The organism is Bradyrhizobium sp. CCBAU 11361 (genome assembly GCF_028128935.1).
Lineage (GTDB): Bacteria > Pseudomonadota > Alphaproteobacteria > Rhizobiales > Xanthobacteraceae > Bradyrhizobium > Bradyrhizobium niftali.
Genome location: NZ_LBJZ01000004.1, coordinates 46003 through 59919, shown reverse-complemented (window position 1 = coordinate 59919; position 13917 = coordinate 46003). Strand labels below are relative to the sequence as shown.

Here is a 13917-nt window from a genome sequence, read left to right as displayed (position 1 = left end):
CTTACCCTCCCCTGGAGGGCGAAAGAGGGCGCCGCATTCGTCGAAATAGTCCCGCTTAAAACGGCAGTCCCACATAATTCTCCGCGAGCAGGCGCTGCGCCGTCTCGGACGAGAAAAGATATTCCAGCTCCGTCTGCTGAAGACGATCCTCATAGTCGAGACGATCGGGGAAACGATGCAGCATCATCGTCATCCACCAGGAGAAACGCTGCGCCTTCCAGATCCGCGCCAGCGCCTTGGCGGAATAGCCTTCGAGGCCGGAATCATCGCCGCTCTGATAGTGTGCGAGCATGGCATGGTAGAGATAGTAGATGTCGGAGGCGGCGCTGTTCAGCCCGCGCGCGCCGGTCGGCGGCACGATATGGGCGGCATCACCGGCGAGGAAGAGGCGGCCGTAGCTCATCGGTTCGGCGACGAAGCTGCGCAACGGCGCGATGCTTTTTTCGATCGAGGGCCCCGTGATCAGGCGGCCGGCGACCTGCTCCGGCAGGCGGCGCTTCAGCTCGGCCCAGAACGCATCGTCCGACCAGTTCTCCACCTTGTCGGTGAGCGGCACCTGGATGTAATAGCGGCTCAATACTTGCGAGCGCAAGGAACACAGCGCAAAGCCGCGCTCGTGCTTCACATAGATCAGTTCGGGTGAGACCGGCTTGGTGCGCGACAGCACACCGAGCCAGCCGAACGGATAGACCTTCTCGTATTCGCGCAGCACGTCCTTCGGGATCGACTTGCGACTGACGCCGTGAAAGCCGTCGGCGCCGACGATGTAGTCGCAATCGACGCGAACGATCTCGTCGTTCGATCGGTACGTCACGTAGGGGCGATCCGACGCCAGGTCATGCGGCGTCACGTCCTGCGCATTATGCACGACCTTGCCGCCCAGACGATCGCGCGCCTCGTAGAGGTCGCGCGTCAGCTCGGTCTGGCCGTAGACCAGAACCGAATTGCCGCCGGAGTGCTTGTGCAGATCGATCTGGGAGAGCACCCCGTCATGGGCGATCTCGAACCCCCGGTGGATCTCGCCCTCGCGGTCCATCCGCTCGCCGCATTGCGCCTCGCGCATCAGTTTTGCGAAACCGTGCTCGAGCACGCCGGCGCGGATGCGGGCCAGCACGTGCTCACGGCTGTATTTCTCCAGCACGACCGTGTCGATGCCCTTCAGGTGCAGAAGCTGGGACAAGAGCAGCCCGGACGGCCCGCCGCCGATGATACAGACCTGAACTTTCATTTTTGCGTCCTCCCGACGGCACTTTTTTGCAGATTTAACTGCGCAAACCGATGGAGGGTTTCGTCTTTGTCTTGTACTATTCGAACATGAGAAGCGCCGCCCCTGCCCCCGCGATCCGGGTCTACAATTTGTTCGGCGAGTCCGGCGACCTGCCCGACGTCGTGCATTGCGAGACGATCGCGTCCCGCTCGGTGCTTCACGACTGGACCCTGGCCGTACACCGCCATGCCCGGCTGCACCAGGTGCTACTGATCGAGCGCGGCGGCGGCGAGGCGACGCTCGACGGACGCGTGGTGCCGTTGAGGCCGATGCAGATCGTCAACGTACCCGTCGGACACGTCCACGGGTTCCGCTTCGTGCCAGAGACCCAGGGCTGGGTGCTGACCATCGCGGCGGAGATCCTGGACGAGGCGCTGCTCGCCGCCGAAGGCCTGCGCGGCGCCCTGTCACGATCCGGCGTGGTGCGCAGCACGCCACAGATCCGCGCCACCATGAAGCAGATCTTCGCGGAACACGCTGCCCGCGATTTTGGCCGCGCGCATGTGCTGCGCGCCTTGTCGGCAGCCATGATCGGGCTGGTGGCCCGCGCGCTCACGAGCGAGAGCGTTGGGAATGGCACGGCCGAATCCGGCCTGTTCCGCCGCTTCGAGGCGCTGCTCGAGCAGCACCATCTGGAACGCTGGAGCGTCGCGGACTACGCAGGCGCGCTGTCGATCACGCCGACCCATCTCAACCGGGTGACGCGGGCCGCGACTGGCGACACCGCCTCGCACCTGATCCTGAACCGCCTGATCCGCGAGGCGCGGCGCAACCTCGTCTACACCAACCTTCCGGTCTCGACGATCGCCTACTCGCTCGGCTTCGAGGATCCCGCCTATTTCAGCCGTGTTTATGCTGCTGCCACGGGGCTATCACCGCGCGCCTTTCGCACCCGGCTGCATGGCGATGAAGGCTGACACATCGGCCGATCGGACAGCCGCGCCTCTGGCCGAAGGCCAAGCTGCGAACCGCAACGGCCTTCGTTGCCGGCGCAGCCACCTACCTTCGTATATGGGGTCCTATCCTTTGGATAGAGGCCCTTTACCTCAGTACGATTGAGTGGGGAATGCGCGCGCCTTACCCTGGCTGCATTCGGCGCCCTGGCGCTGGTGGCATTGGGTCCTCCCTAACCTAGGCGCAAGACGGCCGCCCCTGTCCGGTCGTCTGCGCTGCTTTTTTCAGCAAGCCATCGGCGCTTTCAGTACTTTCGCGTACAACTGGAGATTTTTGCATAATGCCTTCGATTGGGAAGATTGCACTCTTTATCGATGGCTCCAATCTCCATGCCACCTCCAAGGCGCTCGGCTTCGACATCGATTACAGGCGTCTGCTCGGCGAATTCCAAAGCCGAGGCGCGCTGTTGCGGGCCTTCTACTACACGACCGTCGTCGAGGATCAGGAGTATTCGTCAGTCCGCCCGTTGATCGATTGGCTCGACTATAACGGATACACCGTCGTCACCAAGCTCACGAAGGAATTCGTCGACGCGATCACCGGCCGCCGCAAGGTGAAGGGCAGCATGGATGTCGACCTCGCCGTAAATGCGATGGAGCTCGCCGAGCACGTCGATCAGATCGTGCTGTTCTCGGGCGATGGGAATTTTCGTTCGCTGGTGGAAGCCCTGCAACGCCGCGGTGTCCGCGTGACGGTCGTCTCCACGCTCTCCACTCAGCCCGCCATGGTCGCCGACGACCTGCGCCGACAGGCGGACATATTCATCGATTTGGCAGAACTGAAACCAAAAGTGGGGCGCGATCCGGCCAATCGGCCGGGATCGCGCGAGATGCGTCAGTCGCCGCAATTCCTCGCGCGCGTAGCGGTCGATCGCGGCGACCAGGTGGAGTGATCCTGCGGAAGGCCGCCCGACTCTCAGACGTCGAAGAACACGGTCTCCTCCGGCCCCTGCAAATTGATCGTGAAGGAATACACGACCTTGCCGGCGCGCTCGCTTCGCGTGGCGATCAATGTCTTGCGCCGGGCCGGCTGCTCGATCAGGTTGAGCACGGGGTCGGCGGCGTTGGCGGCCTCTTCATCCGAGAAATAGAGCCGCGTGTTGAGACCAATATTGATGCCGCGCGCGACGATCCAGACATTGACGTGTGGCGCACATTTGCGCCCCGCCTTGTCGGTGATGGCGCCGGGCTTGATGGTCTCGAAGGTCACGAGCGCGCTGTCGAAGTCGGAGCCGGCGCGGCCCCAGCCGCGAAACTCCTGATCCAGCGCGCCGGCCGAGCGGTCGGCCGGATGATTGTAGCGGCCGGCCGCGTTGGCCTGCCAGATTTCCAGCAGCACGTCGCGCAGCGGCGTACCGCTGCCGTCGAGCACCCTGCCTTCCAGCGTGATGCGTTCGCCTTGCGTGTTCGGCGTCACCAGCACGCTGGAAAAGTTCTTCTCGAAAATATCGAAGCCGGCCATGGCCGGGATCAGGCCGATGTGGACGTAGGGGCCGGCGGTCTGCGAGGCGGTTTCCTTGAGATAGTTGAGCGGCTGCGGCATTGGCTCAGTTCCCCTCGGTGCGATTTTCAAAATAGGTGGAGCGCTGGCCGCGCAGGACGATGTCGAAACGGTAGGCGAGCGAATCGAACGGCGTCGAGGCGTTGAGGTCGAGCGGCGCGACCAGGCGGTCGAGCGCATCCTTGTCCGGAATCGTCGTCAGGATCGGGCAGACCGGGATCAGGGGATCGCCCTCGAAGTACATCTGGGTGATCAGGCGCTGCGCGAAGCCCGAGCCGAACACCGAGAAGTGGATGTGGGCGGGACGCCAGCTGTTGACGTAGTTGCGCCAGGGATAGGGGCCGGGCTTCACGGTGCGGAAATAGTAATAGCCGGTGTCGTCGGTCAGCGCGCGGCCGCAGCCGCCGAAGTTCGGATCGATCGGCGCCAGATACGTGTCCTTCTTGTGCCGGTAGCGGCCGCCGGCATTGGCCTGCCAGAACTCGACCAGCGTGTTGGGAACACCGCGGCCGGTCTCGTCCAGCACGCGGCCGTGGACGATGATGCGCTCGCCGACGGGATCGCCGTCCTTGGCGTAGTTGCGGATCAGGTCGTTGTCGAGCGGGCCGAGATCGTTGTGGCCGAACACCGGCCCCGTGATCTCCGAGACCGAGTTCTCCAGCGACAACAGCGCCTGGCGCGGCGAGCGTAGCACCGAGGATTTGTAGCCGGGCGCATGCGCCGGTGGATGGATCGAGCGATCGCGCTGGAAGAAGCCACCATCGCCGAGCGGCGGCGTGAACGGCTCGGGGCGGTTGAGGCGGGGATCCCGCAAGGCTGGCGCCTGGGCATTCATCGGCGTTGTCTCTCCCTTGGGCGCCCCGGTCCGGGCGCACGGCTTATCGGGAGATCATGGGACGGTCTATTCTCAAGATAAATAGATCGATTATAATGAATTCCATGAAGAAAATCGATCATTTGGCCCTCGACGGCCATGCCCTCGAACTGTTCCTGGCCGTGCTGGAGGAAGGTTCGGTGACGGCAGCCGCCACACGTCTCGGCTTGACGCAATCCGCGGTCAGCCACGCCCTGAACAAGCTGCGGCGGATCGCCGGCGATCCGCTGTTCGCCAAGTCGGGCCGCGGCATCGTCGCCACCGCACATGCGCAGGCGCTGGCCGCGAAGGCGCGGGCACTGATCGACGAGATGCGCAGCTTTGCCGGTGGCGTCAGCTTCGAGCCGGCGCAGGCCCAGCTTTCGCTGACGGTCGCCGCCAACGACTTCCAGCGCGACCTCTTGCTGCCGCGCTTCTTCGGCCATGTCGCCAGCCAGGTGAAGGGCCTGAACCTGCGCGTGATCCCCTCGCAATCGCCCTCGCCCGCGATGCTGCGAGAGAATCGCTGCGATCTCCTGATCACGCCGCTGCCGCCATCCGGTATCGACGTCGTGCAGAAGCGCCTGCTCAGCGATCACTACGTCTGCTATTTCGATCCAAAGGCACGCGCGGCGCCCGCCGGCCGCAGCGCCTATCTCGCAGCGCGCCACGTCACCGTGGTCTATACCGACAATGAGCGGCTCGACTTCGACCGCCGGCTGGCGGCGAACGGCTTCCACCGCGACATCGCCATCTCCGTGCCGAGCTTTTCAGGCGTGCCGTCGTTCCTGCGCGGCTCGCAGATGCTCGCGAGCATGCCGAGCCTGCTCGCGTCCGGCGTCATGCAGGGCTTCGCGCAAACGCTGATACCGCTGGCCTCGCGCACCCGGACGCTGGCCGAGCTGCCGATGTTCATGGTCTGGCACCAGCGCTACCAGAAGGACCCGGCCCATCGCTGGATCAGGAGCCAGCTCGAGACCGTGGCGGCGACGGCCGCCGGAGACTGAGCCTCGGTCACGGTTCGCGGAAGCCTGCCCTCCGCCGAACCCACTGGTTGCCTTGCGGCAGCCACGCTAGAATTGCCCCATGACAGTGACCGATATTGCGAGCCGGACCTACAATCACAGCTGGCGGCTGGATCCCATCATCCGCAGCCTGCTCGATACCGACTTTTACAAGCTATTGATGTTGCAGATGATTCGGGAGGATTACCCGGATCGGCAGGTGACCTTCTCGGTCATCAACCGCTCCCGCCATGTGCGGCTCGCCGAGATCATCGACGAGGGCGAGCTGCGCGCCCAGCTCGACCATGCCCGCACCATCCGCTTCACCAAGAAAGAGCTGATCTGGCTTGCCGGTAACACCTTCTACGGCAAGACCCACATGTTCTCGGCGGATTTCATCCGCTGGCTCGCCGAATTCCGCCTGCCCGAATACGAGCTGCGCAAGGTCGCGGGCCAGTACGAAATACATTTCCACGGGCCGTGGACCCACACCACGATGTGGGAGATTCCGGCGCTCGCGATCCTCAACGAGCTGCGCTCGCGCGCGGCGATCAAGGGCCGCGGCCGCTTCGAGCTGGACGTGCTCTACGCCCGCGCCAAGGCCAAGCTGTGGACCAAGGTCGAGCGGCTGCGCAAACTGGAAAACCTGAGGCTCTCCGACTTCGGCACCCGCCGCCGTCACGGCTTCCTCTGGCAGCGCTGGTGCGTCGAGGCGGTGAAGGAAGGCCTGGGCCCCTCCTTCATCGGCACCTCCAACGTGCTGCTCGCGATGGACAACGATCTCGAGGCCATCGGCACCAACGCGCACGAGCTGCCGATGGTCGCGGCTGCGCTCGCCAAGGACGACGAGGAGTTGCGCTGGGCGCCCTATCGCATCCTCGACCAGTGGCGTCAGACCTATGGCGGCAATTTGCTGATCGCGCTGCCCGACGCCTTCGGCACCAAAGCTTTCCTGCGCGATGCGCCGGAATGGGTCGCCGACTGGACCGGCTTCCGCCCCGACAGCGCGCCGCCAATCCAGGCCGGCGAGGAGATCATCGCGTGGTGGGAGAAGAAGGGCCGCAACCCCAGGGACAAGCTGCTCGTCTTTTCCGACGCGATGGACGTCGGCTCGATCGAGGAGACCTATCACCACTTCACCGGCCGCGTGCGGCTCTCCTTCGGCTGGGGCACCAACCTCACCAACGACTTCGTCGGCTGCACCCCGGACGGCTCGTTCAATCTCGATCCGATCTCGCTGGTCTGCAAGGTGTCGTCGGCCGACGGTCATCCGGCCGTCAAGCTCTCCGACAATCCGGAGAAGGCGACCGGCCTCCCCTCGGAGATCGAGCGTTACCTGCGGGTGTTCGGCGACGCCGGCCGCGTGCGCAAGCCGGTGCTGGTCTAGCACCGGCCCCAACTCTCTCGATCAAGTAAACCGCGCGGGACGAATGCGAGGCATTGGTTCGCCGATGCCGCACAGGTTCCGGTTTGTTGGCATTTGCAACGATCTGCACGCATCCACTTCACGACGCCTTCACCCTGCGATGCAGTCCCTCGTCTCTTTCAGGGCGAGTTAAGCAACCATCTCCTCTACTTGGCGTTGCAGGCGCAACACTCCGCTGGGGTCGTTGATCGATTTGGGGAACTGAGGGTGTTTCGGAGAACATCGACGTCGACGAAGGGACACAGCTTCCTTCACGTCATCAAGCTCGTCTCGCCTTTCGTGATGGTCGTCGTCCTCCAGGCGACGATTGCGGGATTCAGCCTCGAGGTGATGTCATCGGTCCGCGCCTATGTCGCGGGCGAAGCGCTATGGTCGCGCTCGCAGAAGAACGCCGTCTATTTCCTCAATCGCTATCTGCATTCGGGCGACAAGGGCCAGTTCGCGCAGTACCAGGCCTCGCTCGCCGTTCCCATCGGCGACGAGTTCGCTCGCTGGGCGCTCGAGCGCGATCCGGTCGACGTCGAGGCCGCCCGCATCGGCTTCCTGCAAGGCGGCAACCATCCCGATGACGTTCCGGGATTGATCTGGCTGTTTCGATATTTCAACCGCGTCAGCTTTCTCCAGGAAGCCATCCGCGAGTGGACCGCCACCGATCCCATGCTGCTGGAGCTGAGCGTGTTCGGCGAGGTCATCCGGTCGGAGCTGGAGAACGGCCCCGTTCGGGATGGCAGCCGCCTGCAGTTCCTGTCGTCGCGGCTCTCGGAGCTCAACACCCAGTTCACGGTACATGCGAACCGCTTCTCCACGGTCCTGGGCGAAGGCTCCCGCGCGATCAAGTTGACGCTGACCTGCATCAACATCGTCACCGCCGTGATGCTGATCCTGCTCCTGATCTGGCACACGCGGCGATTGGTGCTGCAACGACAGGCGTTCGAGGATGCCCTGCATGACGAGAAGGAGCGCCTGGCCTGGCAGGCTTCGCACGACTGGCTGACGGGCCTTGCCAACCGCCGCGCCTTCGAGGCGCGCCTGCAAGGCGAGCTGGACAATCTTGCGGCAGGCTCGCTGGGCCTGATCCTACTCGACCTCGACCAGTTCAAGAACGTCAACGACAGCTGCGGCCATCTGGCGGGCGACCGCCTGCTCTGCCAGGTCTCGCGCCTCCTGCAACAGGACCGCCGCCCGCATGATCTGGTGGCCCGGCTCGGCGGCGACGAATTCGGCCTGATCCTGCCGCAGTGCTCGCCGTTCGACGCAGCCGACATCGCCGAACGGCTGCGGCGATCGCTCGAGCTGTTCAGCTTCGCCTGGGACGATCGTTGCTTTGCAGTGACCGCCAGCATCGGCATCACCTGCATCACCGAGCGCGACACCACGCTCGAGGACGCGATGCGGCGCACGGATGCCGCCTGCTATCGCGCCAAGGAAAAGGGACGCAACCGGGTTCAGGTCGACGGAGTGCGGCCCGACGTCGTCCTCATTGCAGCACGGCCACGCGAAGCTGCACGCGCCTGAGGCTGCTCGCCCTGTCACCGCAAAGGCAGAATCCCGAGGCCCGCGAGGTGCGCGTCGAGGAACTGCTCAACCTGCTGGCGCAGCAACTGGGGCGGCACGGCCACCATGCGCTCCTCGAGACCGAGCGAGATGATGCCGTGCACCGCGGAAAACAGAGTGCGCGATAGCAGCGCGATCTTCACGTCATCCGCATCCGGTAGCAGCCGCACAAGAGGCGGGTGCATCAGCGCGAAGGCGTCCATCACCATCTGAAGGATGTCGTCCGGATAGGGGCGATCGTCCTCCATCCGATGCTCGAACAGCGAACGCAGCAGATTGGCGTGCTCCGCAAAGAATTCGAGATAGGTCTCGGCAAGCCCGTAGAGCTGGCGAACCGGATCCTCGGCCGGAACCCCGGCAAGCCGTGCCGTGAGCGCCTGAACCGTCTCCCGATTGACGGTCAGGATCACCCCGTCGAAGTCGCCGAACTCGTTATAGACGCTGCCGACCGAGCAGCCGGCGGCTTCGGCGACGTCCCGAACCTTGAGTGATCTCAATCCCTTAGTGGCAATGATGCCGCGGGCGATCTCCAGGATCTGGACCCGGCGGCGATTTTTTTTCTGGTCCCGCAACGATTCTTCTTGAACATTGTTCATTTTCGAGCTACCAATGTGAACATTGTTCAATTTAGCCCGGAGACCTGCGAAATGCAAACCCTCGCTGTTGATATCGTCACCACCTTCATCGATGACGCCGCCGCCCTCGTGACCGGCCTTGGCCGGGCCGCCCTCAAGCTCGCGATGACGCCGATCGATCGCATCGCAAACGCCTGCGACATTGCCGGCGTGCTCGCCGAGCGCCGCGCGACCTTCCGGATGTGGCGCGCCAACCGTAGCCGCGTCCGTCGTGAAGGCCGCAGGTTCAGCCTGCTTGGTCGCTTCTCGCCCTTTCGCCACCTCGCCCATCTCACCTGAGACGCGCGCCGCGAAGCGGTTCGAATGCAAGAAAAGGCTGCAATGAAGGACTTACCATTTGCCGACATTCGCAGCCGATGTCGCGGGCCTTACCGGTACGGTTCAGTTTTTGCTCACGGCCCGTCGCATATCCGGGTCAGCGCGGCCCTCCCACCCAGAGCCGACGCGGCCGCGACCGGAAATTTGCGAACCTAACGAGACCATTAGGAGACCAACAGGATCGGAGGGATCGAGGGGACAGAGGCAGGCCGACGACAATCGTCACTCTGCAATCGTTCGTCCCATGCCCTTCCGGTCGTGACGCTTTCACCGCCACCGAAACAACCTCAGGCTGCCTTTCCAAAACAGGACTAGTCATGATCAGGGAATTGATGTCGTCACGCCGCTTCGCGCCGCTGTTCTGGGCGCAATTCTTCTCGGCGCTCAATGACAATGTGCTCAAGAACGCACTCGTCATCATCTTGCTCTACAGCGCCGCGACCGGCCACGGCGATGCCCTGGTGACGGTGGCAGGCGCCGTCTTCATCTTCCCCTATTTCATCCTGTCCGGGCTCGGTGGACAGCTCGCCGACAAATACGTCAAATCCGTCGTCGCAAGGCGGCTCAAATTCGCCGAGATCTTCGCCGCTTGCTTCGCCGCCGCCGGCTTCTTCCTGCACTCGGTGCCGCTGTTGTTCGCAGCGCTCGCGCTGTTCGGGATCATCGCCGCCCTGTTCGGCCCCGTGAAATATTCCATGCTGCCGGACCAGCTCGACCTCGGCGAGCTCGCGACCGGCAACGCGCTGGTCGAAGGCGCCACCTTCATGGCCATCCTGCTCGGCACCGTCGCCGGCGGCCAGTTCGTGGCCGGCTCCGCCCATATGGGCTGGGTCGCATCGGCCGTGGTCGTGCTGGCCCTGTTGTCCTGGGCTTTCGCTTCCCGCATTCCGCAGACAACGCCCTCCGCGCCCGATCTGCCCGTCAACGCCAATCCCTGGACCTCGACGCTCGGCCTGTTGAAGACGCTCTACGCGGACAAGCGGCTGTGGGACGGCACCGTGATCGTCTCCTGGTTCTGGCTGGTCGGCGCCATCGTGCTGTCGCTGCTGCCGGCGCTGGTCAAGGAGGTCGTTGGCGGCACCGAAGGCGTCGTGACGCTGTGCCTGGCGATCTTCGCGATCGGCATCGCCATCGGCTCGCTGTTCGCGGCGCAACTGAGCCACGTTCGCCCGAACCTCGCGCTGGTGCCGATCGGCGCCATCATCATGGGATTTGCCGGCCTCGACCTCGCCTGGGCCATCGGCGTGACCAGCAAGGGACACGAGATCACCGCGCTCGACTTCGCAACCTCGTTCGCCGGCCTGCGCATGCTGATCGATTTCGTCGCCTTCGCATTCGGCGGCGGCTTGTTCGTCGTTCCGTCCTTCGCCGCCGTGCAGGCCTGGTCGGCACCGTCCGAGCGCGCTCGCATCATCGCCGCGGGCAACGTGTTGCAAGCCGCCTTCATGGTGGTCGGCTCGCTGTTCGTCGCGCTGTTGCAGGCGACTGGCCTCCATATCGGCTGGATCTTCTTCGGCCTCGGCGCCGCCAGTTTCGGCGCGGTGTGGTTCGTGCTGACCAAGTGGGGCAAGGAAGGCGTGCGCGACTTCGGCGCGCTCTTGTTCCGCGCGCTGTTCCGCACCGAGGTCCGCGGGCTCGAGAACCTACCGCCTCCAGGCACGCGCATGCTGATCGCGCCGAACCATGTCAGCCTGATCGACGGCCCGCTGCTGCACGCCGTGCTGCCGATCGACGCGAGCTTCGCGGTCGATACCGGCATCTCCAAGGCCTGGTGGGCCAAGCCGTTCCTGCGGGTGGTCAAGCACTACACCATGGACCCGACCAAGCCGCTGGCCGCGCGCGACCTGATCAAGCTGGTTGCCGCCGGCGAACCGGTGGTCATCTTCCCGGAGGGACGCATCACCGTCTCCGGCTCGCTGATGAAGGTCTATGACGGCACCGCGATGATCGCCGACAAGGCCGACGCCGTGGTCGTGCCCGTCCGCATCGAAGGCGCGCAGCGCTCGCATCTCAGCTACCTCGACGGCAGCCAGATCAAGCGCTCGTGGTTTCCGCGGGTGACGGTCACGATCCTGCCGCCGGTCAAGCTGCCGGTCGATCCGTCGCTGAAGGGCAAGGCGCGCCGCAATGCCGCCGGCGCCGCGCTCCAGGACGTGATGATCGACGCTCTCGTCAAGAACGCCATGCTCGATCACTCGCTGTTCGAAGCGCTCGGACACGCCTATCGCGACCGCGACACCGGCAAGGTCATCATCGAGGACGCGCTCGGCACCAAGCTGACCTATCGCAAGCTGATCCTGGGCGCGCAGGTCTTGAGCCGGAAGCTGGAGAACGGCACTTCCGTCGGCGAGAATGTCGGCGTGCTGCTGCCCAATTCCGCGGGCGTCGCCGTCGTGTTCATGGCGTTGCAAAACATCGGCCGGGTCCCGGCGATGCTCAACTTCTCCGCCGGCCCGGTCAACGTGCTTGCCGCCATGAAGGCCGCGCAGGTCAAGACCGTGCTGACCTCGAAGGCCTTCATCGAGAAGGGCAAGCTCGACAAGCTGATGGCCGCGATCTCCGCGGAGGCGCGCGTCGTCTATCTCGAGGATGTCCGTGCCTCGATTGGGATGGCCGACAAGATCAAGGGCCTGCTCGCAGGCACCGCGCCGCGTGTCGTCCGCCAGGCCAACGATCCGGCCGTCGTGCTGTTCACGTCGGGCTCGGAAGGCACGCCCAAGGGCGTGGTGCTGTCCCACCGCAACATCCTTGCCAACTCCGCGCAGGCGCTGGCGCGCGTCGATGCCAACGCCAACGACAAGGTGTTCAACGTGCTGCCGGTGTTCCACTCCTTCGGGCTGACCGGTGGAATGATGATGCCGCTGCTCGCCGGCATTCCGATCTACATGTACCCCTCGCCGCTGCACTACCGGATCGTGCCGGAGCTGATCTACCAGACCGGCGCAACGATCCTGTTCGGCACCGACACGTTCCTCACCGGCTATGCGCGCTCGGCCCATGCCTACGACTTCCGCACCTTACGTCTCGTGATCGCCGGCGCCGAAGCGGTCAAGGATCGCACGCGGCAGGTGTTCATGGAGCGCTACGGCATCCGCATCCTTGAAGGCTATGGCGTCACCGAGACCGCGCCGGTGCTGGCGATGAACACGCCGATGGCCAACCGTCCCGGCACCGTCGGCCGCCTGTCGCCGCTGATGGAAAGCCGCCTCGATCCGGTCCCCGGCATCGAGGAAGGCGGCCGCCTCTCGGTGCGCGGACCGAACGTGATGCTCGGTTACTTGCGGGCCGAAAATCCCGGCGTGCTCGAAGTGCTCGCGGAGGGCTGGCACGACACCGGCGACATCGTGGCAATCGACGCGGCCGGCTTCATCACCATCAAGGGCCGCGCCAAGCGCTTTGCCAAGATCGCAGGCGAAATGGTCTCGCTGTCGGCGGTCGAAAGCATCGCGGCGACGCTGTGGCCGCAGGCCGGCTCGGTTGCCGTGTCGATCCCCGACCAGCGCAAGGGCGAGCGCATCGTGCTGCTGACGACGGAGAAGAACGCCGAGCGCAGCGCGATGCAGGGCCAGGCCAAGGCGATCGGCGCGTCCGAGCTGACCGTTCCCGCCGCGATCATGGTGGTCGACAAGGTGCCGCTGCTCGGCAGCGGCAAGACCGACTATGTCACGGCAACGACGATGGCCCGTGAGCAGGCGTCCGCGCCGGAGCGCGACGTGGCGTAAGCCAGATGCACAAGGCGCCTGAAACAGGCAATGCGCGATGCCCGGGAGTGGTTCTGCTTCACGGCATCGCGCGCACCTCGGCATCCCTGACCAGGCTCGAACGAGCGCTTCAGGCGAGCGGGTTCGCGACGCTCAACATCGACTATGCCAGCCGCAGCAAACCGATCGCGGCGCTTGCGGACGATATCCATCCGGCCATCGTCGGCTTCGCCGAACGTGACGCGCCGCTGCATTTCGTCACGCATTCGATGGGCGGCCTCGTCGCGCGCGCCTACATCGCAAGACACCGCCCGGCCCGGCTTGCCCGCGTCGTGATGCTGGGCACGCCGAACAGCGGCAGCGAGGTCGCTGATCTCCTGCAGGGATTTCTGCCCTACCGCGCATTCTACGGGCCAGCCGGCCTTGAGCTCACCACCACGCCTGCAACCGCGCCGAATACCCTCCCCGCCATCGACTATCCCGTCGGCGTGATCGCAGGAAGCCGCTTCATCGATCCCGTCTCCGGCCTCTTCGTCCTGCCGAAGCCCAACGACGGCCGGGTCTCGGTGCGGAGCGCGATGCTGAGCGGCATGGCCGAGCATATCGTGGTGAAGGCGTCCCACACCGGGCTGCCGCGTCACGCCGCCGCGATCGCACAGACGATCGCCTTCCTGCGCGAAGGCCGTTTTCAGTCGGCGTAGCGGG

11 protein-coding genes are annotated in these 13917 nt (G+C 64.8%); 7 read left to right on the top strand and 4 right to left on the bottom strand.

Translation table 11 applies throughout. The features are described from left to right. Positions 1 to 55: 55 nt before the first annotated feature. Positions 56 to 1228, bottom strand: coding sequence for a 4-hydroxybenzoate 3-monooxygenase (gene pobA, locus XI08_RS01865; RefSeq protein ID WP_027549423.1), 1173 nt, complete (start codon positions 1226 to 1228; stop codon positions 56 to 58). A 50-nt stretch (positions 1229 to 1278) separates the two neighbouring features. On the opposite strand from pobA, the gene XI08_RS01860 reads away from it, so the two are divergent. Both XI08_RS01860 and XI08_RS01855 read left to right on the top strand, forming a co-directional pair. Further along, positions 1279 to 2184, top strand: a complete 906-nt coding sequence (locus XI08_RS01860) for a helix-turn-helix domain-containing protein (RefSeq protein WP_271573124.1) — start codon at positions 1279 to 1281, stop codon at positions 2182 to 2184. A 317-nt stretch (positions 2185 to 2501) separates the two neighbouring features. Beyond that, positions 2502 to 3113: a LabA-like NYN domain-containing protein gene (locus XI08_RS01855; RefSeq protein WP_271573123.1), complete on the top strand. Its 612-nt coding sequence runs from the start codon at positions 2502 to 2504 to the stop codon at positions 3111 to 3113. 23 nt (positions 3114 to 3136) lie between these two features. Here XI08_RS01855 and pcaG read toward each other — a convergent pair whose 3' ends face one another. Together pcaG and pcaH are read right to left on the bottom strand one after the other, a co-directional pair. Continuing rightward, complete coding sequence (pcaG, locus tag XI08_RS01850; RefSeq protein WP_271573122.1) at positions 3137 to 3763, bottom strand: protocatechuate 3,4-dioxygenase subunit alpha; 627 nt, start codon at positions 3761 to 3763, stop codon at positions 3137 to 3139. A gap of 4 nt (positions 3764 to 3767) precedes the next feature. Next, positions 3768 to 4556: a protocatechuate 3,4-dioxygenase subunit beta gene (gene pcaH / locus XI08_RS01845; RefSeq protein ID WP_271570814.1), complete on the bottom strand. Its 789-nt coding sequence runs from the start codon at positions 4554 to 4556 to the stop codon at positions 3768 to 3770. 95 nt (positions 4557 to 4651) lie between these two features. Between pcaH and XI08_RS01840 the strand changes: the two genes are divergently transcribed. From XI08_RS01840 to XI08_RS01830, 3 genes are all read left to right on the top strand, one after another. Continuing rightward, positions 4652 to 5581 carry a LysR family transcriptional regulator gene (locus XI08_RS01840; protein ID WP_271573121.1) on the top strand — a complete coding sequence of 310 codons (930 nt, stop codon included), beginning with the start codon at positions 4652 to 4654 and terminating at the stop codon, positions 5579 to 5581. Between the two features lie 79 nt (positions 5582 to 5660). Next, entirely contained in the window at positions 5661 to 6965 is a 1305-nt protein-coding gene (gene pncB, locus XI08_RS01835) for a nicotinate phosphoribosyltransferase (protein WP_271573120.1), read from the top strand. Positions 6966 to 7211: 246 nt separating this feature from the next. Beyond that, positions 7212 to 8519 (top strand): GGDEF domain-containing protein, encoded by a 1308-nt coding sequence (locus XI08_RS01830; RefSeq protein ID WP_271573119.1) that lies wholly within the window; start codon positions 7212 to 7214, stop codon positions 8517 to 8519. A gap of 14 nt (positions 8520 to 8533) precedes the next feature. Here the strand turns inward: XI08_RS01830 and XI08_RS01825 are convergent, their stop codons facing one another. Then, positions 8534 to 9154, bottom strand: coding sequence for a TetR/AcrR family transcriptional regulator (locus XI08_RS01825; RefSeq protein WP_271573212.1), 621 nt, complete (start codon positions 9152 to 9154; stop codon positions 8534 to 8536). Between the two features lie 674 nt (positions 9155 to 9828). Here XI08_RS01825 and XI08_RS01820 point away from each other — a divergent pair. Together XI08_RS01820 and XI08_RS01815 are read left to right on the top strand one after the other, a co-directional pair. Beyond that, complete coding sequence (locus XI08_RS01820) at positions 9829 to 13233, top strand: acyl-[ACP]--phospholipid O-acyltransferase (RefSeq protein WP_271573118.1); 3405 nt, start codon at positions 9829 to 9831, stop codon at positions 13231 to 13233. Positions 13234 to 13238: 5 nt separating this feature from the next. Further along, the gene (locus XI08_RS01815) at positions 13239 to 13913 is read left to right on the top strand and encodes an esterase/lipase family protein (protein ID WP_271573117.1); all 675 of its coding nucleotides are present in this window, start codon (positions 13239 to 13241) and stop codon (positions 13911 to 13913) included. The last annotated feature ends 4 nt before the right edge of the window (positions 13914 to 13917 follow it).